The sequence below is a fragment of the Roseateles cavernae genome, from assembly GCF_040187885.1.
GTDB lineage: Bacteria > Pseudomonadota > Gammaproteobacteria > Burkholderiales > Burkholderiaceae_C > Roseateles_E > Roseateles_E cavernae.
This window is the reverse complement of sequence record NZ_JBDPLH010000001.1, coordinates 395,608-418,904: the sequence shown is the minus strand read 5'-3', so window position 1 is coordinate 418,904 and position 23,297 is coordinate 395,608. Positions and strand designations below refer to the sequence as shown.

Genomic DNA, 23,297 nt, shown 5'->3' with positions numbered 1-23,297 from the left:
GTGGCCGGGTGCCGGGTCAGGTGGCAGGCTCCGGGTCGGCGGCCGTCGGGGGGCGGCGCACTTGCAGCTCGAAGCGGTAGCGGTCGGCGCGATAGAGGCTCTTGGCGAACTCGATGATCTCGCCGCTGTCACCCAGCGTCAGGCGCTCCACCAGCAGCGAGGGTGAAAAGGCCGGCACTTCGAGCAGATCGGCCTCCTCCTCGGACAGCACGGTGGCCTGCACCTGCTGCATGGCCGAGCGGACATGGATGTCGAAGCGCTGAGCCAGCAGCTCGTAGAGCGAGTGCCGGGTCAGCTCGGCCGGTTCCAGCGTTTGCAGCTGGCTCGGCACCAGATAGGTGGTTTCCAGTGCCATCGGTTCGTCGTTGGCCATGCGCAGGCGCCTGAGTTCCATGACCGACGAGCCCGGAATCAGCTTGAGCCGGCTCGCCAGCTTGGCCCCGGCCGCCACGCGCCGGCACGACAGGATCTCGCTGGACGGGGTCAGGCCGCGCTCGCGCATCTCCTCGGAAAACGAGCGCAGCTGCGGCTGCTTGAGCACCGGCTGGCCGGATACAAAGGTGCCGGCGCCCTGCTTGCGCTCCAGCACGCCATCCTGCTCCAGCTCGCGCAGGATGCGTCGGAGGGTTTCACGCGCGACCGCGAAGCGCTCGCTGAGCTCGCGCTCGGGCGGAAGGCGGCCGCCGTTGGCATTGCTTTTGATCATGGCCAGCAGTTGCTGCTTGATCTGCTGGCGTTTCTGGGCGCGGTCCATGGCGGGTCTTGATGAGGGGAGAGGAAGCCGCGACGGAAGCGGCCGGGTCCGGACATCGTAGGAGAAAAGGGGCGGGGCGCGAGGCCCCGCCAGGATTCCGACGCTTTGGTTGCGACTGATGTCGGACGTCAGAATTTCATGCGCAGGTTCAGGTAGAACTGGCGGCCGCTTTCATGCCAGTAGCCGGGGGCGTTCTCGCTGAGGTCATAGGTGTGGCGCACCGGGTTCAGCAGGTTGTTGCCGTCCAGGTGGATGCTGATGTCCTTGTTGATGCGATAACCCAGCGAGGCCGACAGCGAGCCGGAGCCCTTGTAGTAGCGCAAGCCGTTGTAGGTGGTGACGACACCGGCCGGCGTGGTCGGCTGGACATTGGTGCCGTTGCCGACGAAGCCGAAGCTGTAGTCGGTGCGGTAGTTCCAGGCCAGGCTGGCGGAGAGCTTGTCGTCCTCGTAGAAGCCGCGCAGGTTGTAGGTCCACTTCGAGGTGCCCAGCATCTCGACGCCGTCCTTGTCCTCGGAGTCGATATAGGTGGCGTTGACGCCGAAGCCGAAGCCGCCGGCGATCGGCATCTCCAGCGCGGCCTCGGCGCCCTGCAGCTTGGCCTTGACGCCGACGCGCGAGGTCACGGTGTACGTCGTGTTCTTGCCCTGGCTGATGTTGAAGTACTCGATCGCCGAGGTCCCGGCCTTGACGTAGTTCTGCAGCCGCTGCGTGAACAGGCCGCCCGACAGCACGGCACGCGGCGCGAAGTACCAAGACAGGGTGGCGTCCATATTCGTGGACAGCACGGGCTTGAGCTGCGGGTTGCCGCTGGTACCGGTCAGCAGGGTGTCGTTCAGCGAGACGGCGCCGGCCAGCTCGTTGTAGTTCGGGCGACCCAGCGAGCGCGAGGCCGAGGCGCGCGCGATCAGGTCGCTGCGCAGGTCCCAGCGCAGGTTCATGCTCGGCAGGATCGCCGAATGCTTGGTGCTGGTCAGGCGCGGCAGATAGGTGCCGAGCTTGGAGCCGACGATGGCGCCGGGCACGGCGCAGGGCTGCAAGGCCACGCACTGGGTCAGCGCCTGGTAGGACAGCGAGTCCACCGTGGTGCTGACATGGCGCAGGCCGGCGTTGCCGCTGATCTGCGGGCTCAACTCGAACTCGCCCATGAAGTACAGCGCGTCGTTCTTCTCGTCGACCGCGTAGCCGCTGGTCAGCGAGCGGTTCAGTACCGGATCCCAGTTCATGTATTGGGCGCCGAAGGCGCGCAGCTGCTCGGCGCTGTAGCGGAACAGGCCCTGCGGCAGCTGGGCCTTGACGCCCGAGGCCCAGTCCGAGGGGTAGGCGCCGGCCGGCGGCGGGAAGGTGCCCGGCGGGATGATGTTGTCCACCAGCTGGCCGCCGGTGACGGAGATGAAGGCCACGCCCTGATCGGTGGCGTTCCAGCGGGCGCCGATGACGTCATAGCTGCGCTTGTGCTTGGCGCTGCGCAGGCCCCACTTCAGGTTGGTGATCAGCGAGCCGCCCACCGCGTACTCGGCGTCCAGGTGCAGGTAGTCCTCCTTGTCCTTGGACACCACCGCGGCTGCGGTGTTGCTCATCATCACGAAGTTCGACACATTGCCCATGTCGATGGGCTGGTTGGCCGCGTTCAGCATCGTCCAGCTGGTGCCCTTGGACGCGTCGATGCTGTAGCTCATATTCGGGTTGATCAGGCCGAAGGTCAGCTGCGGCTGCTGCTTGGTCTCGCCCTGGCCCTTGGTGGTGCCAATGCGGCTGCGCAGGGTCAGCTTGTCGGTGGGCGTGAATTTCAGGTCGAAGTCGTAGAAGGAGCTCAGCGACTCGGCGCCGTCGCGCAGGATCTTGTCGTACTCGAAACCGATCACGCGCTGGGCGGCCGGGGCATTGGCCGGGCGCTCCAGGCGCGCGCTGCTGATGACGTTGCCGTCGATCTTGGCGTCCTTGATCAGCCAGCCGGCCCCCACCAGCCCGGTCGGCAGCGCGAAGCCGGAGGTGTTGTAGTTGTCGGCCTTCAGCACGCTGCGGAAGCCGCTCAGCGAGGCCTCCAGCTTGTCGCTGGGCTTGAACTGCAGCACGGTCGAGAAGCCGGTGCGCTCGCGCACGCCCTCGAACATCGCGTTGTTGATGCTGCCGGGCATGCGCTTGCCGGCCAGCTCGGGGTTGCCCGAGGCGGCCGCCTGGGCGGGCGTGATCACGCCGTAGCTGAAGGTCTCCTCGCCGTCGCGGCGCAGGTGGCGGTCTTCCTTGTAGGCCTGCAGCAGCACGCCGAAGGTGTTGCTCTCGTTCTTCCAGGAGATCAGGCCGCTGAGCTGCGGGTCGGTCTTGCCGGGCAAGTCCGCGTAGACGGCACCGACCGCCAGCTCGCCGCTCAGGCGCTGCTTGAAGTCCAGCGGCTTGCGCAGCAGGATGTCCACGCTGCCCGAGATGCCGCCCTCGGTCAGGTCGGCACGCTGGGTCTTGTAGACGATGGACTGGCCGATCAGCTGCGAGGGCAGCAGGCCGAAGCCGACCGAGCGGCCGCTGCTGCCCTGGTCGCCGACGTGCCAGTCGCCCGAGCTCAGCGCATGGCCGTTGACCGTCACCAGGTTCAGGTTGGGGCTGGTGCCGCGGATCGCGACGCGCTCGGCCTCGTCCATCGCCAGCGCGCCGCCGAACTGCACGTTCACGCCAGGCAGGCGGGACAGTGCGTCGGCGATGTTCTTGTCGGGCATCTTGCCCACGTCCTCGGCCGAGACCACCTCGATATTGGTGTCGGCCATGCGCTTGGTGTCGATCGACTTCTGGATCGAGGCGCGGATGCCGGTCACGACGACCTGTTCAAGCTGCTGGTTCTTGCCGGTCTCGGTGTCCGATGTGGGGGCGGCCTGCTGGGCCAATGCCAGGGCGGGCAGCAAGGCCAGCGACACGGCGCTGGCGATCTGGGTGAGGGGGAAGCTCTTCATCGTTTCGGTCTCCTGGATGGCGCGGCGCCTGCATGTCTGGACCTTGTTGCCGCAACGTTAGTAGACCTTTTTCTATACCAAAGTGCAATCCACCCCATGAAAACCACTAGAAGATCTTGGAATGATTGTTCAATGAATCATTGAATTAGCAGGAATTTCAGTGAAACGTGGTGTTTAAAGGTATCTATTTTGGATACCAATGAAATGAAAATCTATGCCAATGCCTGCCGGTCTGGCGCGCACGGGCGCCATGGCTCTGCGGCGTCAGCAGTCTGGAATGAGGGCGGCTGGTACCAGCTCGCATTCATCGCAATTGCCGCCCGGCCCGGCCCGGTCGATCACTAGGAAATCGCTCGGCGCCTGCAGTGCCAGCAAGGGGTGGTGCCAGACGCCCGGCGCGTAGTTGATGCCTTGATCGGCCCGGGCCGCAAAGCAGTGCAGGTCCTCGGCCCGTGGCGCGGTGCCAGGTCTTGCCACGACAACCAGATAGGGCCGGCCGGACAACGGGACGAAGGCCTGCGAGCCCAGCGGGTGGCGCTCCATCAGGGTCAGCGTCGCGGGCAGGGCGCGCGGCTGGCCGCGGAAGATGCTGAGGATCAGCCGGCCCTCGGGGCCGGGCTGCAGCTGCGCGAGGTCGTGATAGCGCTCGGTGGTGCCGCCGTTGATGGGGAAGTGCCGGGCGGCCGCGTCGGTGGCGATCACCTCGCCGAACGGGGCGAAGGCGGCGGCGGTCAGCGGCTGCGGCGTCAGCAGGAGGGGCGTGCTCATGGCCACGACTCTAGCGCCGGCGCCGATTTCGGCGATCATCAGGGCATTGATGTCATCGCTGCGAAGGCCCCCATGATGATCCGCCGCTTGCTCCTCTGTGCCGCTCTGCTGGCGGGCCTGCCCGCCGCCCAGGCGGCGCTCAAGACCGGTGCGCCGGCACCCGACTTCACGGCCGAGGCCGCCATCGGCGGCCAGCCCTTTCGCTTCAGCCTGGCGGCCGAGTTGAAGAAGGGGCCGGTGGTGCTGTACTTCTATCCCAAGGCCTTCACCGGGGGCTGCACGATAGAGGCGCATCAGTTTGCCGAGGCCAGTGATCGCTTCAAGGCGCTGGGCGCCACCGTGATCGGCATTTCCACCGACGATATCGAGACCTTGAAGAAGTTCTCGGTCGAGGCCTGCCGCAGCAAGTTCGCGGTGGCGGCCGATGCCGGCGGCAAGGTGATGAAGGACTATGACGCCGCGCTGCGCCTGCTGCCCGGCACGGCCGACCGCATCTCCTACCTGATCACGCCCGAGGGCCGCATCGGTGCGGTGTTCTCAAGCCTCAGCCCCGACGGCCATGTCGACGCGATGCTGAAGGCCGCGCAGCAGTGGAAGGCCAGCGCCAAGTAGGCCACCGCGATGCCCAGTGCCCCGCTCCTGCTGGCCCTGCTGCTGCTGCACGGGGCCGGGCTGGCCGAGACGGCGCCGGCCCCGCCGCCGCGCTTTCTGCTCGGCGCCTCGCTGCTCAGCGCGCCCGAGTATTCGGGGGCCAGGCACAGCGAGGCCAGGCTGCGACCTTTGTGGGCCTATCAGCATGGGCGTTTTCGCATCAGCACCTCGCGGGCCGGCGGCCTGCTGGGCTTTGGCGGCGAAGCCGGCGGCTCGGGCGCCAGCGCGGAACTGATCAGCGGTGAGCGCATCAAGCTGGGGCTGGCGCTGCGGGTCGATGGCGGCCGCAGCAGCGGCGATTCGCCGCGACTGGCCGGCCTGCCCGATGTCCGGCGAACGCTGCGCGGCCGGCTGTATGCGGGCTATGCGCTGAACCCGCAGTGGTCGCTGTCGGTCGGTCTGTCGCAGGATCTGATGGGGCGCGGTGGCGGCGCGACGCTGGGGCTGGGCCTGGGCTACCGGGCCCGGCTGGGCGAGCGCAGCGAATGGAGCGCCGGCGTCGGCCTGAATGTCGGTGACCGCCGCCATCTGCGCAGCTATTACGGCATCAGCGCGCAGGCCGCCGAGTCCAGCGGGCTGGCGCTGTACCGCCCCGGCGCCGGCGCCACCGATCTGCATGCCGGCCTGGGGCTGACCACCGTGCTGGGGCCGCACTGGGTGGCCTTCGCCAGCCTGGGCATGTCGCGGCTGCTGGCCGACGCGGCCGCCAGCCCGCTGACCGAGCGGGAACGTGGCGTCACGGCCGCGCTGGGGCTGGCCTATCGCTGGCGCTGAAACCCGCCGGTAACCGGCCGCAGCGGCTAGCATGCCGGGCTGCCCGCTCCCGCCGCCGATGTCCACTCCCGCCGCCCCGCTTGCCCGCCCCCGCCTGTTCTCGCTCGCCTGGCCGCTGTTCATCGAATTGCTGCTGGGCATTGCGGTGGGCATGGTCGGCACCCTGCTGGCCGCGCGCGTGTCCGACGCCGCCGGTGCCGCCTTCGCGCTGGCCAACCATGTCTCGGCCACGCTCTTCATCCTGTTTCGCATCATCGGCGCCGGCGTCAGCGTGGTGGTCACGCAAAGCCTGGGCGGCGGGCGGCGCGACCAGGCCCAGGCCCTGTCGCGTGCGGCCCTGGGCGCCAGCAGCTGGATCGGCGGCATCGCCGGCGGCGCGGCCCTGGTCGGCGCCGGTCCGCTGCTGCGCCTGATGAATGCGCCGGCCGAGGTGCTGCCGCTGGCCCTGCCTTTCCTGATGGCGCTGGCGCCGGCCCTGCTGCTCGATGCCTGGAACGCCTCGATGGCCAGCGTGATGCGCGCCCATCTGCGCACCCGCGACACACTGGCCGTGCTGGTGACCATGCAGCTGGTGCAGCTGGCGCTGGCGATCCCGCTGATGGGCTGGCTGGGCCTGCCGGGCTTTGCGCTGGCCCTGGTCCTGAGCCGCGCGCTGGCGCTGGGTCTGCATCTGTGGCTGTGGCGCGCGCGGCTGGACATCCATCCGGCCTGGGGCGACTGGTGGCGGCTGCCGCGCCGCGAGCTGGCGGCGGTGCTGCACATCGGCCTGCCCGGCGCGGCCGAGAACATCGCCTACCGGCTGGCCTTCATGGTCAGCGTCGCGGTGGCCGGCCAGCTGGGCGCGACGGCGCTGGCCACCCATTCCTATGCCTCGCAGCTGATGTACTTCGTGCTGCTGTTCGGCCTGGCCACCGGCTTCGCGGCCGAGATCGTGGTCGGCCACTTGATAGGCGCCGGCCAGCTGCACGCGGCCCATCGCCTGGTGCGACGGGCGCTGGCGCGCGGCCTGGTGGTCAGCGTTGCGGTGGCCACCGCGGCGGCGCTGGCCGCGCCCTGGCTGCTGCGCCTGTTCACCGCCGACCCGGCCATCATCGCGGCCGGCACCACGCTGATGTGGCTCACCGTGATCCTGGAGCCGGGCCGCACCTTCAATCTGGTCGTCATCAACGCGCTGCGCGCGGCCGGCGATGCGCGCTACCCGGTGATGGTGGGTGCCGGCTCGATGCTCATCGTGCTGGCCGGCGGCAGCTGGCTGCTGGGCCAGGTGATGGGCCTGGGCCTGGTGGGCATCTGGATCGCCTATGCGGCCGACGAATGGATACGCGGCCTCTTGATGTGGCGGCGCTGGGCCACCCAGGGCTGGGTGCCCCATGCGCGCGGCGTGCACCGGCGGCTGCGGGCCGGCCGGAGCGGCTGAGCCTGGCATGCTTCATGCAAAACTCCGCCATGGACCCGACTGCCGCACCGACCCCGGATGCCGACCCCGGCATCCGCAGCCACACTCTGTTCGAGGACGCCCAGGCCATCTTCACCGGCGTGCTCTTCGTCTCGCTGGCGCTGATCCTGTTCGCCCAGGTGGGGCTGCTGACCGGTGGCACGGCCGGCGCGGCCTTTGTGCTGCACTACGCCACCGGCATCGGCCTGGGCAAGCTGTTCTTCGCGATCAATATCCCGTTCTACTGGTTCGCCTGGGTGCGCATGGGACGGGAGTTCACGCTGAAGACCTTTGTCGCGATCAGCCTGCTGTCGGCGCTGACCGAGTGGTCGCCCCAGCTGTTCGCGATCGAGCGCCTGCACCCGGCTTATGCGGCCGTGCTGGGCGGGCTGCTGCTGGGCTCGGGCTGCCTGTTCCTGGCCCGGCATCGCGCCAGCCTGGGCGGGGCCACCATCGTCTCACTCTATCTGCAGCAGGCCAGGGGCTGGCGGGCCGGCAAGGTACAGATGGGCATCGACTGCGCCATCGTGCTGCTGGCGCTGACCGTGGTCGAGCCCTCGCGCGTCGCCTATTCGGTGCTGGCGGCCGTCGTGATGAATCTCTTCATCGCGGTCAACCACAAGCCGGGCCGCTACGCGGTGCTGTGAACCGGACGCACGCGCCTCAGACCGCCAGCAGCGGTGCCGGCGCCGTCTGCCAGGCCTGGGCGCGGGCTTGCAGAACGTCGGCCAGGATCTCGGGCAGCTCGAACACGGCGCGGTTGTCGATCAGGCGCAGATTGGCCTTGAACTCGTCGAGCCGCGCCAGCAGCTCCAGCACCGCCGGCCGGATCAGGCGCGCCGAGCGGCTGACCACGCCCAGACCCTGCTCCTGCACCCACTCGGCGTTGTAGCGCTCCTGCGGCAGGGTCCAGGCATTGCTGAAGGTGACGATGGGCAGGCCTTGCTGGACCGCCTCGCTGAGGCTGCCGGGGCCGGGCTTGCCGATGAAGAAGTCGGCCAGCTGCAGATAGCGCCGCACCTCGGGGGTGAACTCCAGCACCGCGCGCGGGGCCGCGCCGGCCTGGCCGCGCAGCTGCTCGGCCAGGGCCTGGTTGTGGCCGCACAGCAGGATCAGCTGCACATCCGGGAGCTGGCGCTCGATCGCGGCCATCGCCATCGAGCCGTGGCCGCCGAACAGCACCACGCCGGTGGGCCGGTCCGGGTCGAGCCCGAGGCGGGCCCGCTCGGCGCGGCGGTCCAGCGCCAGCGGGCGGTAGAAGTCGGGCCGTATCAGCATGCCCGAGCTGCGGTGGATCTGTGCCTCCGGGTAGCCGGCGGCGCGGGCCTGGGCCACGGCCTTGGCCGTGCCGCAGACCAGATGGCCGCGGCCGCCGGGCTCGATCCAGAAATGCGGCGGCAGATCGGCCATATCGGTCAGCACGGTGACAAAGGGGGCGCCCGGCATCACCTCGGCCAGGCCCTCGGCCAGCGCGCGGTTGAAATTGGGCATCAGCGAGACGACCAGGTCGGGCGGCGCGTCCTGCCAGTGCCGGCGCAGGCGCTTGACGATGGCCGCGTGGCTCAGCCGTATCAGCGCCTGCAGCAGCCTCAGCTCCTGCGCCAGACCCAGGGTCCAGCCCCGGGCCAGCCGCAGGTTGTAGAGGTCTTCGGGGGCGATGCCGGTGAGGCGCTGGAAGCGCTGCTGCGGGTCCAGCATATCGACCAGATTGACGCAGCGCACCTGCCAGGCGCGGCCTTGCTGCCGGATCACGGCCTCCAGGGCCTGGGCAGCGGCGCGGTGGCCGCCGCCGGCGTTGAGGTAGATCAGGTCAAGCGTTGTCGTCATCGTCGCTGCGGATCGGCCGGGCTGAGCCCATGCTCGCCGCAGGGAATGACCGGGCCGTGACAGCCCGCCTGAGCCGACCTCAGCCGCTGCAGGCCGAGCTGCCGGGCTGGGCCTGCGCAAACTCCTCCACCATCGCTGCCCGCAGCTGGTCCAGGGCCTGGATGCAGTCCAGCATCGCGTCCTTGAGTGCGCCGCCGGGCGGCGTGTCTGCCAGCAGGCTGAGGCGGGCCTGCACCGCGCGGAACAGCACATCCCAGTCCTCGATCGAGATATCCAGCGCGGCCGGCGGCGGCCGCGCGTCGCTCTGCGGGGAGCCGGTCTGGGCCGGTGCGGGAGCGGGAACAAGTCGGATCATCGGGCGGCCCTCGGGGTGGCGAATCGTGGATGCTGGGATGTGGCCTGCCGATGCAGCAGAATCCGGCCAGCGCAACGCAATGTAGGGTCCCGTGCCAGCGGGCCCTGTGTCAAAAGATGTGTTGCACCGGCCCGGTTGGTGTGTACCCCCAAGAGAGGGATCAACAAGAATGAGCGACGTCCTGCCCTGCAGCCAATGTCCCTTGCGGCCGCTGCCGCTGTTCCTGAGCCATAACGATGAGGAGCTGGAGCTGGTGCAGTCGCTGAAGCGGCGCGAGCAGCGCCTGGGCCCCGACGAGACCCTGATCGACGAAGGCCAGACCGACGCGCCGCTCTACACCCTGCTGAGCGGCTGGGCCTATCGCTTCAAGACGCTCAGCGACGGCCGCCGCCAGATCCTGAACTTCCTGCTTGCCGGCGACTTCATCGGCGTGCAGCAGAAGATGAGCGACGCCGCCGCCCATGGCGTCGTGACCCTGACCGAGGCGGTGTTCTGCGTGTTCCAGCGCGACGCGCTGTGGGAGCTGCACCGGCGCAGCCCGTCGATGGGCTTCAACATCACCTGGCTGACCGCGCACGAGGAATCGATGGTGGACGACACCTTGCTGTCGGTCGGCCGGCGCAGCGCCGAGGAGCGCATCGCCAGCCTGCTGATCCTGCTGTTCAAGCGCGCCGCCGCACTGCAGCGCGATGGCGGCGCCGATGGTGTGCCCTTCCCGCTGACCCAGCAGCATGTGGCCGACGGCCTGGGCCTGTCCCTGGTCCACACCAACCGCACGCTGCGCCGGCTCGAGCGCCGTGGCCTGCACCAGATCAAGGGCGGCCGGCTCTATCTGCGCGATGTGAAGGCGCTGGCGCGCATTGCCGATCTCTACGGCGACGGCCGGCCGCCGCAGCGGCCGCTGGTGTGAGGGCGGGACGGCCTCAGCCCGCGCTCGCGTGGATATGCTCGCGCACCCTCGGGTAGATCTGCTGCATCCATTTGCGGCCGCTGAACACGCCGTAGTGGCCGACGCCGGTCTGGATGTGGTGGGTCTTCAGATAGGGACGCACGTTCGGGCAGAGGTCCTGCGCGGCGACGGTCTGGCCGACCGCGCAGATATCGTCGCGCTCGCCCTCGACCGTCATCAGCGCGGTGCGCCGGATCGCGGCCGGCCGCACCGGGCGGCCGCGGTACATCAGCTCGCCCTTGGCCAGGTCATAGGTCTGGAACACCTTCTCGACGGTCTCCAGATAGAACTCGGCGGGCAGGTCGTTGACGGCCAGATACTCCTCGTAGAAGTCCTGGATCACCTTGGCCTCCTCGCGCCGGCCCTCCAGCAGATGCTCGTACATCTGGCGGAACGAGGCCTTGTGCCGCTCCGGGTTCATGCTCATGAAGGCGCTCAGCTGCAGAAAACCGGGGTAGACGCGGCGGCCGAAGCCGGTGTGCGGCAGCGGCACATGGCTGAGCAGGTTCTGCGCGAACCACTCGATCGGTTTGCTGATCGCCAGGCGGTTGACCTCGGTGGGATTGACACGGCAGTCCACCGGCCCGGCCATCAGTGTCAGGCTGCGCGGCTGGGCGGGATGCATGTCCTCGGCCATCAGCGCGGTGGCGGCCAGCGCGGCCACGCAGGGCTGGCAGACCGCGATCACATGGGTGTCGGGGCCGATGGCGGCGATGAACTGCATCATGTAGTCGATGTAGTCGTCCAGACTGAAGGCGCCGTGGCGCAGCGCGACATCGCGGGCGTTGTGCCAGTCGGTGATGAAGACATCATGGTCCTGCAGCAGGGTGCGGGCGGTCTCGCGCAGCAGCGTGGCGAAGTGGCCCGACAGCGGCGCCACCAGCAGCACGCGCGGCCGGGTCTCGGGCGCCGGGCCGGTCTTGCGGAAATGCAGCAGGGTGCCGAAGGGCAGCTTCAGCAGGGGCAACTCGTCGACATCGGCGATCGCATAAGGCGGGCGCGTGTGAGTCAGCCGCATCCGCGAGATCACATCGCTGGCGGCGGCAATGCTGCGCAGCGCCGATTTCTCGGTCTTCTGCAACCACAGCGATGCCGCCAGCTGCTGTGCCATCAGGCGCAGCGGCGACGTCAGGTCAGACTGCAGTTGATACGCCTGATACAGCATGGTGCTCGCCTCTCGGAGTCTGCTTGAGCTTGAGCAAGTAGCGGGCCAAGGCGGTGCGTCTTGGCACAGGGCTTGCGTCGCCCTGTGCACAGCGGCAGGGGACGGCAATGAGCAAAGCGGTGTTGACGATCAGCAGCAAGAACTACGGCGCCTGGGCCTTGCGGGGCTGGCTGATGGCCCGGCTGGCCAAGCTGGAGTTCAGCGAGCGCGTGATCCCGCCCGACGATCCGGAGATGAAGGCCGAGATGCTGCTGCTGTCGGCGTCGATGCGGGTGCCAACCCTGGAACATGAGGGCGTCAAGGTCTGGGACACGCTGGCCATCGGCGAGTACCTCAACGAGATCAAGCCCAAGGCCGGCCTGCTGCCGGCCGATATCGCGGCGCGCGCACACTGCCGCGCGATCTGCGGCGAGATGCACTCGGGCTTCAGCGCGCTGCGGTCTTCGCTGCCGATGAATATCAAGGCCTATTTCCCGAACTTCAAGCTCTGGTCGCGCGCGCAAAGCGATATCGACCGCGTCGTGATGATCTGGAACGAATGCCTGCAGACCTATGGCGGCCCCTATCTGTTCGGCGCCAAGCCCTGCATCGCCGACGCGATGTTCGCGCCGGTCGTGACCCGCTTTCTCAGCTACGACGTCAAGCTCGATCCGGCCTGCGCCGCCTACTGCCAGCTGATCATGGCGCTGCCGGCGATGCAGGAGTGGGTCAGGGCGGCGCGGGTCGAGCCCGACGAGATCGACGAACTGGATGCGGAGTTCTGAGGCTGAAGCGGCGTCCGAGGACCGCTGTCCGCCTTGGTGCGGCCGTGCTCACTTCCAGGGCGTCGGGTCCGGAATCGGGCAGACCGGCTCCACGTCGATGGACTTGAAGTCCGCCGGCGAGACGATCTCCAGGTACTCCATGTCTGGCGAGTAGTCGAACAGATAGTGGCGGATGCCGGGGCGCTGGTGCACGCAGTCGCCGGCCTCGACCAGGGTTTCGCGGTCCTCGTACATGAAGCGGGCCCAGCCCTTGAGCATGATGACGATCTGGAAGTCCGCCTCGTGGCGGTGCCAGCCCGTGCCTTTTTCGGGCGCCATATTGGCCTTGACCAGATGGGCGATCACCCGGCCCTGGGTGGCCGCGGCGATGCCGAGGTCGCGATAGAGGAAGAAGTCGCGCAGGCCGCCGCTGACATAGCCGGTGTCGGTGGGCTTGACGTGCGAGAACAGGGTATCGCTTCGATCCAGCATGAACGCTCCTTTCGGTGCATGAACACGGACACTCCCAAGCTCAAGCATTTACCGTTCCAGTGCGGCAACGACCGGAGGTTTGCTAGGCCTGGGCCCGCGCCAGCTCCGCATAGGCGTGGTGCAGCCACAGCTTCAGGCGCTGGCGTTCCATCAAGCCGAGGCTCGGGCCATCGGCGCCGCCGTTCTTGGCGGCCCAGAAGCTGGCGTTGCGCGCGTCGATCTTCTGCACCACGGCGTCCTGCAGATGCTTGATGTCGATCACCGTGGCGCCCAGGCCCTGGGCGCGCTCCAGCTGGCCCGATTTCTCCAACTGGGAGAAATCATTGCCACGCAACTGGTTGCGCACCAGCACATAGCGCAGGCGCTGGCCGAAGCGGTCCAGCAGCCGCGCCAGCAGGTCCACCGAGTCGCGGCCGGCGTCCATCACATGCCAGTAGTTCAGCGAGAAGCCCGAGATATCGGCCATGTCCAGCACGCCCGAATCATCCATCCAGGTGACCAGCGGCTCATGCGTCTGCGCCGCCAAGTCCACCAGCACGCGCGTGCCCGGCTGCTCGACGGCGCGCTCGATGATATGGTCCAGCATCTCGTAGCGGTCGACCAGCACCGGCGAGGCATAGTCGCCATAAAAGCGCAGCAGCGCGCCATGCGAGCGGTCGGTGTCGAAGCCGATGAAGGGCAGCTGCTGGTCGATGAAGTGCTGGGCCAGCACCCGCGCCAGCAGCGACTTGCCGACGCCGCCTTTCTCGCCGCCGATCAGGTGGATCTTGGAGCTGGGGTTCTTGTCTAGCGTAGGCACATCCATGGTGGGGTCCGGGCAGAGCAGAGGGTGGGGCGATTGTGCGGCAGGCCGTCGCACACGGGCATGACGGACAATCGCGGCTGTTTCCTATCCATAGCAGTAAGCGGGCCTGACCATGAGCATGAAGAAGACCGACCTCGAACGCCACGCGGCGATGAAGCTGGACGGCCAGATGCGCGGCGCCGCCGTGCCCGGACGTTTCGGCCAGGGCGCCGCCCAGCTGCCCGACCGCAAGGAGCGCCGCCGCCTCGATGCCGCGGCCGGCCTGGTGCCCTTTGCCTGCAAGCTGCCCTCCGAGCTGACCAAGACCTTGAGCGAGCGCGCCGCCGCCCACCCCGAGGGCATCAACGGCCTCGTGGCCGAGCTGCTGCGCAAGAGCCTGGCCTGATCTGACGGGATGAAGGGCCCGCGCAACGCTTCCTGAGTTCAGGGGACGCGCGGCCCTGTTCAGCGTCGAAGCTTTGCCTCAGTATGGTCGGCTTGCTTCCCGAGGAGCCGCGCCATGAGCGATACGCCTGCCCGCAGCGACAACCAGACGCCGTTCGACTACTGGAGCCGCGAGCATGTGCGTGAGCTGGCCAGCATCACGCGCGCGAGCCGCAGCGCGGCGCAGGGCGCCAGCGACTTCTCGGCCGAGGACTTCGCCGCAGCCGATGTGCTGAGCGTCGAGTGGGCCGACGGCTCGGTGCTGCACACCGATCCGCAGGCCTTTCTGGCCGGCCTGGACGAGCGGGGCGTGGCCGCGACGCGCTCGGCCGCCCGGCCCGGCCGGGTGCTGCTGCCCTTCGATCTGGTCGGCGCTGCCGCCCTGACCCGCGGCGCGCCCGGCACGAGCCGGGTGCAGAGCTATGCGATGGCCCGCCTGACCGAGCCCAGCACCCTGGACCGGGTCTACCAGTTCGGCGCCCTGTTCAGCGACGGGCTGGACCGCTGGTTCGGCAGCAGCGACAGCGGCGCCGCCCGACTGGTGGCGGCCAAGCTTTGCCGCGCTTTCGAGACCGCCCAGCTCGACGGTGTCGGCCCCGAGCGCAACGGGGCGCTGCTGCATTGGCGCGCCGGCCGCTGGCAGCCGGCCGAGGCTGCCCCGGCAGGCGGCGCGCGCGATGCCGTGCTGTTCCTGCACGGCACGGCCTCCAGCACGGCGGGCAGCTTTTCCGGCCTCTGGGAGGGCGAGACGGTGGGCGAGGCCGACTTCCAGGCGCTGGCGCAGCGCTGCGAGCTCTATGCCTGGGAGCACCGCACGCTGACCGTCAGCCCGCTGCGCAATGCGGTGGAGCTGCTGCGTGCGCTGGCGCCGCTGCGCGCCGGCCAGCGCCTGCATCTGGTCTCGCATTCGCGCGGTGGCATGGTCGGCGATCTGCTGGCGCTGGGCTTGAGTCAGGGTGACAAGGCCAGGTTCCGCGCCGCCTTCGAGCAGGCCTATGCACCCGAGCATCCGGACCGTCCCGAGCTGGAACGCCTGCTGCAGAACCCCGCGCCGGCGCTGGAGCTGGGCGTGTTCGTGCGGGTGGCCAGCCCCTCGCGCGGCACCCTGCTGGCGGACCGCCGCACCGATCTGTTCCTGTCCCTGCTGCTGCGCAGCGTCGGCCTGGCCTTTGGCAGCAACGGCGTGCCCATGTATGAGCGGCTCAACGGCTTTGTGCGGGCGCTGGTGGCGGCGCGCGCCGATGCCCGCAGCATCCCGGGGCTGGAGGCGATGATGCCCGGTTCGGCCCTGACCCTGGCGCTGAACGCGCCGGGCCTGCCGGCGCTGCCCGGGCGGCTGCGCGTGATCGCCGGCGACACCCAGGGCCTGGGCTGGGGCGGCATCCTGAGCCTGGTCGGCGATGTGTTCTACGGTCTGCACGACCATGATTTCGTCGTCCACACCCATTCGATGTTCGGCGGTTTCACCCGCGCCGATGCCAAGAGCCTGCGCCTGGCCGACAAGACGGTCACGCACCTGAGCTATTTCAAGAGCGCCGCGCTGTCGCGCCAGCCGCTGTTCCTGGCGCTGGACGGGCATGACGAAGGCTTTCGCGCGCTGCGGGAGGACGAAGCCATCACCCGTGGCCTGTTCCAGGCGTTCAAGCCCGACCCGCTGGCGCGCCGCAGCGCCGCGCAGTGGCAGGAGTCGCTGAGCGACCCGGCCCAGCGCGGCAAGCCCATCCTGCTGGTCTTGCCGGGCATCATGGGCAGCGAGCTCGGCGAGGTCGGCGGCGCAGCGGTCTGGCTGTCGACGGCCGCGATGGTCAACGGCGCACTGGCGGCGCTGAACCTCGCCGGCCCGCGCCGCCTGGAGCCCACCGGGCTGACGCCGCTGGCCTATGAGCGTCTGCTGGTGGCGGCCGCCAAGGACTTCAATGTGCAGGCCTTCGCCTATGACTGGCGCGAGGCCATACCGCGCAGCGCCGAGCGTCTGGGCGCGCGGCTCGACGCACTGCTCCAGCATGCCGAGGCCCAGCAGCTGCCGCTGCATCTGCTGTCCCATTCGATGGGCGGTCTGGTGGCCCGCGCGGCGCTGTTCCATCGGGTCGACGCGCAGGGCATGCTGGCGGACGACGATGCACGCTGGCAGCGCCTGTGCCGGCGCGGCGGCCGGCTGCTGATGCTGGGCACGCCCAATGCCGGCTCCTATGCGCCGCTGCAGCTGCTGCTGCGCCAGCACGGCCTGTCCAAGCTGGTGGCCGGCCTGTCGCGTGCGGTCACGGCGGCCGATCTGGCGCGCTGGGGCGCGGGCTTCGAGGGCCTGCTGCAGATGCTGCCGCTGGCGCCCGACCCGCAATTCGGCGATCTGCTGCAGCCGGCCGCCTGGCAGGCGCTGCAGCAGTTCGATGCCGGGCTGCCGCTGCCTGAGCCGGCCTTGCTGGCGCGGGCGCGTGCCGTGCGCGGCGCGCTGCAGCGCTCGTTCGAGCGCCTCGGCAGCGAGCGCACCGAGGGCGTGTTCTACGTCGCCGGCCATGGCCAGACCCCCAGCCGGCTGACCCTGCTGGGCGAGGGCGGGGTGGGCCAGCGCCTGGCGCTGCAGACCTCGCCGCAGGGCGACGGCACGGTGGGCTGGGACTCCTGCCTGAGCGCCGAGCGCTGCTGGTATGTGCGCGCCAGCCATGGCGATCTGGCCGACCACACGGCCTCGTTCAAGGCCTATTTCGAGCTGCTGCAGAACGGGCGCAGCAGTGCGCTGTCGCGCCAGCCGCCGCAGGCGCGCGCCGGCGCCGAGCCGGCCTTTGTGACGGCCGATCCGCTGGCCCTGCCCAGCCTGCCCGAGGACCCGCTGGCCTATGTGCTGGGCATGACGCAGCGCCTGCCGGCCGCCGCGCTGACGCCGCGCCTGGAGCTGCGGGTCGTGCATGGCAGCCTCGACTACGCGCGCTTCCCGCTGATCGTCGGCCACTACCAGCACGACCGCCTGGCCGGCGGCAGCAAGCGGGTGGACGAGAAGCTGGGCGGCCAGCTGCAGCGCCTGATCGACACGCGGCTGTTCGTCGGCGCCGACCGCACCGCGATGTATCTGCGCCCGCCCAGCGAGCAGGGCTGCGCCAGCGCCTATCCCGGCGCCCTGGTCGTCGGCCTGGGCGGGGTCGGCGAGCTGACGCCGGGCAGCCTGGCCGACACGGTGACCCGGGCGGTGCTGCGCTATGCCTTCGAGCACCTGACGCGCGACCCCTGGGTGCCGGCCCAGGGCAAGGTGGTGCTGCGGCTCTCGTCCTTGCTGATCGGCACCCATGTGCAGGCGGTCAGCATCCGCGACAGCCTGGCCGGCGTGCTCAACGGCATCTGGCGCGCCGCCCAGATCGTGCAGAACGAGCAGGCCTTGGGCCGGCAGATCGAGATCGCCGAGCTCGAGATCATCGAGATCGAGGAGCAGGCCGCGCTGGAGGCCGCCTACGAGCTCAAGCGCCTGCTCAACCGCGAGGAGTGGCGCGAGCGCGCCTTCTGGGTGGCCCAGCTGCTGGAGACCCGCGACGGCGGCCTGCGCGGCTTTCGGCCGGGCGACAACGAGGGCGTCTGGCAGCGCCTGGCGGTGCGCCAGGATGTTGGCGGCGGCCTGAAGTTCGAGCTGATCGCCGAGCGCGCCCGGGTCGAGTCGACCCGGGTCTATTCCGATGTGGCCAGCCTGAGCGACTACATCGCCCGCGTCAGCGACGAGGGCGCAGTCGGCCGCAGCGACCCCGAGGAAGAGGCGGCGATGGGCCGGGTGCTGTACCAGCTGTTGCTGCCGCAGAACCTGAAGGGCCGGCTCAACAATTTCGACAACACCGTGCTGGTGCTGGACGACAAGACCGCCACCTACCCCTGGGAGCTGCTGACCCCGCCCGACGACGGCCTGCAGGGCGACCCGGCGCGGCCGCTGGCGGTGCAGGCCGGCATGGTGCGCCAGCGCGTCACCGACGACTTCCGCAGCCTGCCGCCGCCCGGCCTGGTCGGCTGGCAGGCCCTGGTGGTGGGCGCGCCCTGCACGGCCGGCTGGCGCGATGCGCGCGGCGAGCCGCTGGACTTCAAGCCGCTGGCCGGCGCCCGGGACGAGGCCGAGGGCGTGGCCGAGTGGCTGGGCGGCGATGCCCGGCCCTGGCATGTGCACAAGCTGGTGGGCGAGACGGTGTCCTTCGAGCGGGTGCGCACCGCCTTGCTGGAGCGGCCCTACCGCATCGTCCATCTGGCCGGCCATGGCGTGGTCGACCAATGGGTGTCGGACATCGGTGCCGGCCAGGCCTTGCGCAAGACCGGCATGCTGCTGAGCCACCAGCAGGTGCTGGCGGCCGCCGATGTCGAGCAGATGGACCCGGTGCCGGAGTTCGTCTTCATCAACTGCTGCTATTCCGGCCGCGACGGCACCGAGGCCGAGGTGCTGGGCCAGCGCAACTATCCGCTGCTGGCCTCCAGCCTGGCGCTGCAGTTCATCAAGATGGGCGCCAAGGCGGTGGTCGCGGCCGGCTGGCAGGTCAACGATGCCGACGGCCTGCGCTTCGCCCAGACGCTCTACACCGCCTTGCTGCGTGACGGCGCCGATTTCGGCAGCGCGGTGCGCGACGCCCGAGCGGCCATCTACCAGCCCGGCGGCGGCAGCAACACCTGGGGCGCCTACCAATGCTATGGCGACCCGGCCTGGCGGCTGGAGGGCCTGGCCGGCAGCGGCTATGGCGATTTCAACGGCACCTCGCGGCTGCGCGGTGCCGAGGACTGCATGAGCCATATGGAGCTGTCCGAGCGCATCCTGCAGGTGGTCGCGGTGGCCGGTGACAAGCGCTGCTCGGCGCTGCTGAGCCAGCTCAAGGCGCTGGAGCTGCGTCTGCGCGCCGATCCGCTGCGCCGGGCCTGGCTGCACAGCTCGCGGGTGCGCGCCGCCTTTGGCGAGGCTTACCGCGAGCTGGGCGCGCACGACGATGCGGTCAAGTGGCTGCAGCTGGGCGCCCGCACCGCCTACTCGCGGGTGCAGCTGCGCCATATCGAGCTGATGGTCAACTCGCTGGCCCGGCTCGGCGAGGAGCGCGCCCAGATCATGGGCCGCGACATCCTGGAGCGGCTGGAAGCCATCGACGACCCGCAGCTGCTCTGGCCCGAGCCCGGCGGCATCGGCGGTGCCGCCAGCGCGGCCTCGGAGCGGCGCTGCCTGCGCGGCAGCGTGCAGATGCGCCGCGCCGCGCCCGTGCCCGGTCAGGCGCAGGGCTGGAACATCGCGCTGCTGGCCGAGGCGGCGCAGTTCTTCGCCGCCGGCTATGTGGACAAGCTGGCGCCGCTGAACGGTCAGGGGCTGCAGGATGCGGCCGGCCGCGACCACGCCGACCGGCGCGCCTTCGCCCTCTCCAACGCGCTGCTGTGCTGGGGCCTGGCCCGGCTGGGCGGCACCGAGCCGCAAGGGGTGGACATGCTGCTGGAGCAGCACTGCGACTGGGAGCGCCAGGTGCGTGACCTGCTCGACGAGATCGAGTCGCTGGGCCTGTCGACCCGTTTCTGGCATTACACCAACACCTTCGAGCTGCTGGTGGCGCGCCAGCTGCTGCGCATCGCGCTGGCCGGGCCCGGGGCCGCCGTGAGTGCGCCGCCGGCCCCGCCCGACGCTGCGGGCTGCGCGACCCGGCCCGACCTGCAGCGCGCGCTGCAGCTGCTGGAAGCGGCGCTGGTGCGCTGGCCCTCGCCCAGCGAGATCGAGAGCATCCAGCACCGCTTCCGCGCCATCCTGGGCGTCGGCCAGGTGGCGCAGCGCAGCGGCGACCATGGGCCGGCACTGGACGAGCTGGTCGCGACCGCCGAGCGCGCGCTGGCCCTGCTGGCCGCGCACGAGCGCCGGCACGATGGCTGAGTGCTCAGCGCGCGGTGCTGTTCGCGTCCTGCTTGGCGGCCAGCCGGGTCTGCGCCGGGTAGAGCTGGGGGTGGCGCTGGCGCGGCGTCAGGCCGTCCTCGCCGACCGGCAGCGTGCCCTGGAGCCTGGCCTCGGCCAGCTCGGCCTTGACCTGCTCGCGGCTCTTCTCGCCAGCGTCGCGCGCGGCCAGCGCGGGGCCGGCGAGCAGCAGGGTGGCGCTGCACAGGGAGATCAGGGTGAGCTTGTTCATCGGGTGATCCTTTGCATGAAGTGGAGACCTCACTGTAGAAACACGTCGCTGGCCGGGCGCTGACGGCGCGATGACAAAGCTGTCATCCGCCGCTCTGGCGCTTCAGGCATGCTGGCGACCTTGCAAACAGGAGAAGGTCTTGCGCATCCTGGTGGTCGAAGACGAGCCCAAGACGGGCGACTATCTGAAGAAGGGCCTGGGCGAGTCGGGCTTTGTGGTCGATGTCGCGAGCGACGGCATCACCGGCCTGCACCTGGCCCAGCAGCAGGGCTATGACCTGATCGTGCTCGATGTGATGCTGCCCGGCATGGACGGCTGGCGCGTGCTGCGCCGGCTGCGCGAGGGCCGCGACACGCGGGCCACGCCGGTGATCTTCCTGACCGCGCGCGACGCGCTGGAAGACCGGGTCCAGGGCCTGGAGCAGGGCGCCGACGACTATCTGGTCAAGCCCTTTGCCTTCGCCGAGCTGCTGGCCCGCATCCGCACGCTGCTGCGGCGCGGGCCGCTGCGCGAGGAGGAGCTGCTGGCCGTCGACGATCTGCTGCTGAACGTGCCGGCCCGCGTCGTGACCCGGGCCGGCGAGCGCGTGCATCTGAGCGCGCGCGAGTTCGCGCTGCTGCATCTGCTGATGCGGCGCCAGGGCGAGGTGCTGTCGCGCAGCCAGATCGCCTCGCTGGTCTGGGACATGAATTTCGACAGCGACACCAATGTCGTCGATGTCGCGGTGCGGCGCCTGCGCCTGCGCATCAACGACCCGGTGCCGGGCCGGCTGATCCATGCGGTGCGCGGCATGGGCTATGTCTGCGAGCTGCGCCCATGAGCCGCCTGCCGCTGAGCTGGCGCCTGGGTCTGCTGTTCGCGGCGCTGGTGGCGCTGAGCTGCGGCTCGCTGGGCATCTATCTCTACCAATCCTTCGCCCAGCAGCTGGAGCGCCGCGACGAGCTGCAGCTGCTGAGCCATCTGCGCCAGTTGCGCCAGCTGCTGGCCCACACCGCCGCGCCCCGGCTGCTGCTGGACCAGCCGCAATACCTGCGCGACACGATGAGTGCCGACAGCAATGTCTATGTGCGGGTCCATGACACGCAGGGCCGGCTGCTGCTCGATGTCCACCCCGGCCATGAGCCGCTGCAGCTGCCTGCCCCGGTGCCGCTGGGTCGCGCGGCGGGACTGGCTGACATCCGCTACTGGACCACCGCCGCCGGCGTGCCGGCTGCGGCGGTGGCGGCGCTGTCGCCGCTGGGCTCGGGTCGCACCGTGCAGATCATGGTGGCCCGCATCTGCAACGAGCGCGCCGAACTGCTGGCCGACTACCGGCGCCGCATCTGGTTCAGCGTGCTGTTCTTCGCCGTCGCGGGCGGCGCGCTGGCGCTGGGGCTGATGTGGCAAGGCCTGGCCCCGCTGCGCCGCCTGGCGCGCGAAGCCGGCCGCATCACCGCGCAGCGGCTCTCGACCCGGCTGTCCGAGCGGGCAGCCCCGGCCGAGATGCGCGGCCTGATCGCCGCCTTCAACGCGATGCTGCTGCGCCTGGAGCAGGGCTTTGCCCAGGTCAACCAGTTCGCCGCCGATCTGGCCCATGAGCTGCGCACGCCGGTCGGCAATCTGCTGGGCCAGAGCCAGGTGATGCTGGCGCGCCCGCGCAGCGCCGAGGAGTACCAGGCCCTGCTGGGCTCGAACATCGAGGAGCTGGAGCGGCTGAACCGCATGATAGACAGCATGCTGTTCCTGGCCCGCGCCGAGCACAGCGCGGTGGCGCTGCAGCGCCAGGCGCTGGACCCGGCCGAGGAGCTGGCGCGCCAGGCCGACTACTTCCAGGACCTGGCCGAGGAGCGCGGGCTGCGCCTGGCCACGGCCGTCGTCGGTAGCGGGCCGCTGCAGGCCGACACCATGCTGCTGCGCCGCGCGCTGGCGAATCTGCTGGCCAATGCCGTGCAGCATGCGAAGCCCGGCAGCGAGGTCCGGCTGGGCGCACGGCGGCGGACCGGTGCCTGGGAGCTCAGCGTCGACAACAGCGGCGAGCCGCTGCCGGCCGAGCTGCTGGACCGGCTGTTCGAGCGCTTCTACCGCGCCGATCCGGCGCGCGCCGACTCGGCCCGCTCCAGCGGCCTGGGCCTGGCCATCGTGCGTTCCATCATGACGCTGCACGGTGGCAGTGCGACGGTGGTCCAGCCGGCCGCCGGCGACATCAGCTTCCGGCTGCGCTTCCCCGATGCAGTTCCTCCTGCAGCCAGTCCCGCAGCGCCAGCAGCGGGGGCCAGGTCTTGAGGGCCGGCGGATAGGCCAGGTGGTAGGGCTTGGCATGCACATAGTGGATGGCCAGCGGCGAGAGCCGCACCAGCTTGCCCTCGCGCAGCGCGTCCATCGCCAGGATCTCGCGCGAGATCGCCAGCCCGAGGTCCTGCTCGGCCGCCTGCAGCATCAGGCCGGCATCGTTGAACAGCGCCACCGGCGTGACCGTGCGCTGCACGCCGGCGGCCGTGAACCATTGCTCCCAGGGCTCGGCCTGGCCCAGCAGCGGCTCCTCGCCGAGCGCACCGGCGTCCGCCGCGCTGCGCCGCCGGCCCAGGCCCAGGCGCTTGGCCGCAGCCGGTGAGCCGACCACGACCAAGGGCACCTCGGTGCCGATCAGTTCCTCGGCCTCCAGCCCCGGCCAGGGGCCGCGGCCCTGGCGGATGCCGGCATGGAAACCCTCGCGGCCCAGATCGCTGAGCTGGGCCGTCGCGCTGATCTCCAGTGCCAGGTTCGGATGGCGCGCGCGCCAGCGCTGCATGCGCGGCAGCAGCCAGCGCTGCGCGAACGAGGGCAGCACCGACAGCCGCAGGCTCTGCGCCTGCAGCCCGGCCGCCGCCGCCGCCGCACTGACGCCACGATCCAGCTCGGCCAGGGCCTTGTTGACGCTGGCCAGCAAGGCCTCGCCGGCGTTGTTGAGCAGCAGGCGGCGGCCGCGCCGCTCGAACAGCGCATGGCCCAGCTGCGTCTCCAGCGCGCGCAGCTGGTGGCTCAGCGCACTGTGTGTCAGATGCAGGGTCTCGGCCGCCGCGCGCAGATTCTGGGTCTGGGCGATGACGCGGAAGGTCGGCAGGGTATTGAGCGGCAGGCGCGCCATGGCGGGC

The 23,297-nt window shown here is 70.1% G+C and carries 20 protein-coding genes; 10 read left to right on the top strand and 10 right to left on the bottom strand.

Features of this window, described 5'->3' with window-relative positions; translation table 11 throughout:
* Positions 1–16: 16 nt before the first annotated feature.
* From ABGI63_RS02020 to ABGI63_RS02010, 3 genes are all read right to left on the bottom strand, one after another.
* Positions 17–754, bottom strand: a complete 738-nt coding sequence (locus tag ABGI63_RS02020) for a GntR family transcriptional regulator (protein ID WP_349740791.1) — start codon at positions 752–754, stop codon at positions 17–19.
* A 128-nt stretch (positions 755–882) separates the two neighbouring features.
* Positions 883–3,696: a TonB-dependent receptor gene (locus tag ABGI63_RS02015; protein ID WP_349740790.1), complete on the bottom strand. Its 2,814-nt coding sequence runs from the start codon at positions 3,694–3,696 to the stop codon at positions 883–885.
* A gap of 264 nt (positions 3,697–3,960) precedes the next feature.
* Complete coding sequence (locus ABGI63_RS02010; protein WP_349740789.1) at positions 3,961–4,464, bottom strand: ureidoglycolate lyase; 504 nt, start codon at positions 4,462–4,464, stop codon at positions 3,961–3,963.
* 75 nt (positions 4,465–4,539) lie between these two features.
* Between ABGI63_RS02010 and ABGI63_RS02005 the strand changes: the two genes are divergently transcribed.
* The 4 genes from ABGI63_RS02005 to ABGI63_RS01990 are packed head-to-tail and all read left to right on the top strand — an operon-like array spanning position 4,540 to position 7,971.
* A complete protein-coding gene (locus ABGI63_RS02005; RefSeq protein WP_349741693.1) occupies positions 4,540–5,076 on the top strand; it encodes a peroxiredoxin in 537 nt (178 codons plus the stop codon).
* 9 nt (positions 5,077–5,085) lie between these two features.
* Positions 5,086–5,889, top strand: coding sequence for a MipA/OmpV family protein (locus ABGI63_RS02000; protein ID WP_349740788.1), 804 nt, complete (start codon positions 5,086–5,088; stop codon positions 5,887–5,889).
* A gap of 58 nt (positions 5,890–5,947) precedes the next feature.
* Entirely contained in the window at positions 5,948–7,306 is a 1,359-nt protein-coding gene (locus tag ABGI63_RS01995; RefSeq protein WP_349740787.1) for an MATE family efflux transporter, read from the top strand.
* 29 nt (positions 7,307–7,335) lie between these two features.
* Entirely contained in the window at positions 7,336–7,971 is a 636-nt protein-coding gene (locus ABGI63_RS01990; RefSeq protein WP_349740786.1) for a YitT family protein, read from the top strand.
* Between the two features lie 16 nt (positions 7,972–7,987).
* Here ABGI63_RS01990 and ABGI63_RS01985 read toward each other — a convergent pair whose 3' ends face one another.
* Both ABGI63_RS01985 and ABGI63_RS01980 read right to left on the bottom strand, forming a co-directional pair.
* Positions 7,988–9,151: a glycosyltransferase gene (locus tag ABGI63_RS01985; protein WP_349740785.1), complete on the bottom strand. Its 1,164-nt coding sequence runs from the start codon at positions 9,149–9,151 to the stop codon at positions 7,988–7,990.
* Between the two features lie 79 nt (positions 9,152–9,230).
* Complete coding sequence (locus ABGI63_RS01980; protein WP_349740784.1) at positions 9,231–9,506, bottom strand: hypothetical protein; 276 nt, start codon at positions 9,504–9,506, stop codon at positions 9,231–9,233.
* Positions 9,507–9,675: 169 nt separating this feature from the next.
* On the opposite strand from ABGI63_RS01980, the gene ABGI63_RS01975 reads away from it, so the two are divergent.
* The gene (locus ABGI63_RS01975; protein WP_349740783.1) at positions 9,676–10,416 is read left to right on the top strand and encodes a Crp/Fnr family transcriptional regulator; all 741 of its coding nucleotides are present in this window, start codon (positions 9,676–9,678) and stop codon (positions 10,414–10,416) included.
* Between the two features lie 13 nt (positions 10,417–10,429).
* On the opposite strand, the gene ABGI63_RS01970 is transcribed toward ABGI63_RS01975, so the two are convergent.
* A complete protein-coding gene (locus tag ABGI63_RS01970) occupies positions 10,430–11,620 on the bottom strand; it encodes a polyhydroxyalkanoate depolymerase (RefSeq protein ID WP_349740782.1) in 1,191 nt (396 codons plus the stop codon).
* Between the two features lie 107 nt (positions 11,621–11,727).
* On the opposite strand from ABGI63_RS01970, the gene ABGI63_RS01965 reads away from it, so the two are divergent.
* The gene (locus ABGI63_RS01965; RefSeq protein WP_349740781.1) at positions 11,728–12,384 is read left to right on the top strand and encodes a glutathione S-transferase; all 657 of its coding nucleotides are present in this window, start codon (positions 11,728–11,730) and stop codon (positions 12,382–12,384) included.
* A 48-nt stretch (positions 12,385–12,432) separates the two neighbouring features.
* On the opposite strand, the gene ABGI63_RS01960 is transcribed toward ABGI63_RS01965, so the two are convergent.
* Positions 12,433–12,855, bottom strand: a complete 423-nt coding sequence (locus ABGI63_RS01960; RefSeq protein WP_349740780.1) for a cupin domain-containing protein — start codon at positions 12,853–12,855, stop codon at positions 12,433–12,435.
* An 82-nt stretch (positions 12,856–12,937) separates the two neighbouring features.
* Complete coding sequence (locus ABGI63_RS01955) at positions 12,938–13,660, bottom strand: P-loop NTPase family protein (protein WP_349740779.1); 723 nt, start codon at positions 13,658–13,660, stop codon at positions 12,938–12,940.
* A 112-nt stretch (positions 13,661–13,772) separates the two neighbouring features.
* Between ABGI63_RS01955 and ABGI63_RS01950 the strand changes: the two genes are divergently transcribed.
* Both ABGI63_RS01950 and ABGI63_RS01945 read left to right on the top strand, forming a co-directional pair.
* The gene (locus tag ABGI63_RS01950; RefSeq protein WP_137943821.1) at positions 13,773–14,045 is read left to right on the top strand and encodes a hypothetical protein; all 273 of its coding nucleotides are present in this window, start codon (positions 13,773–13,775) and stop codon (positions 14,043–14,045) included.
* A gap of 114 nt (positions 14,046–14,159) precedes the next feature.
* Complete coding sequence (locus ABGI63_RS01945; protein ID WP_349740778.1) at positions 14,160–19,937, top strand: DUF7379 domain-containing protein; 5,778 nt, start codon at positions 14,160–14,162, stop codon at positions 19,935–19,937.
* Between the two features lie 4 nt (positions 19,938–19,941).
* Here the strand turns inward: ABGI63_RS01945 and ABGI63_RS01940 are convergent, their stop codons facing one another.
* The gene (locus ABGI63_RS01940; RefSeq protein WP_349740777.1) at positions 19,942–20,187 is read right to left on the bottom strand and encodes a DUF4148 domain-containing protein; all 246 of its coding nucleotides are present in this window, start codon (positions 20,185–20,187) and stop codon (positions 19,942–19,944) included.
* 139 nt (positions 20,188–20,326) lie between these two features.
* Between ABGI63_RS01940 and ABGI63_RS01935 the strand changes: the two genes are divergently transcribed.
* Both ABGI63_RS01935 and ABGI63_RS01930 read left to right on the top strand, forming a co-directional pair.
* A complete protein-coding gene (locus ABGI63_RS01935; RefSeq protein WP_137943824.1) occupies positions 20,327–21,007 on the top strand; it encodes a heavy metal response regulator transcription factor in 681 nt (226 codons plus the stop codon).
* Positions 21,004–22,449, top strand: coding sequence for a heavy metal sensor histidine kinase (locus ABGI63_RS01930; RefSeq protein WP_349740776.1), 1,446 nt, complete (start codon positions 21,004–21,006; stop codon positions 22,447–22,449). The genes ABGI63_RS01935 and ABGI63_RS01930 overlap by 4 nt, the downstream gene beginning before the upstream one ends.
* On the opposite strand, the gene ABGI63_RS01925 is transcribed toward ABGI63_RS01930, so the two are convergent.
* Entirely contained in the window at positions 22,370–23,290 is a 921-nt protein-coding gene (locus tag ABGI63_RS01925; protein ID WP_349740775.1) for a LysR substrate-binding domain-containing protein, read from the bottom strand. The genes ABGI63_RS01930 and ABGI63_RS01925 overlap by 80 nt on opposite strands.
* Positions 23,291–23,297: the final 7 nt, after the last annotated feature.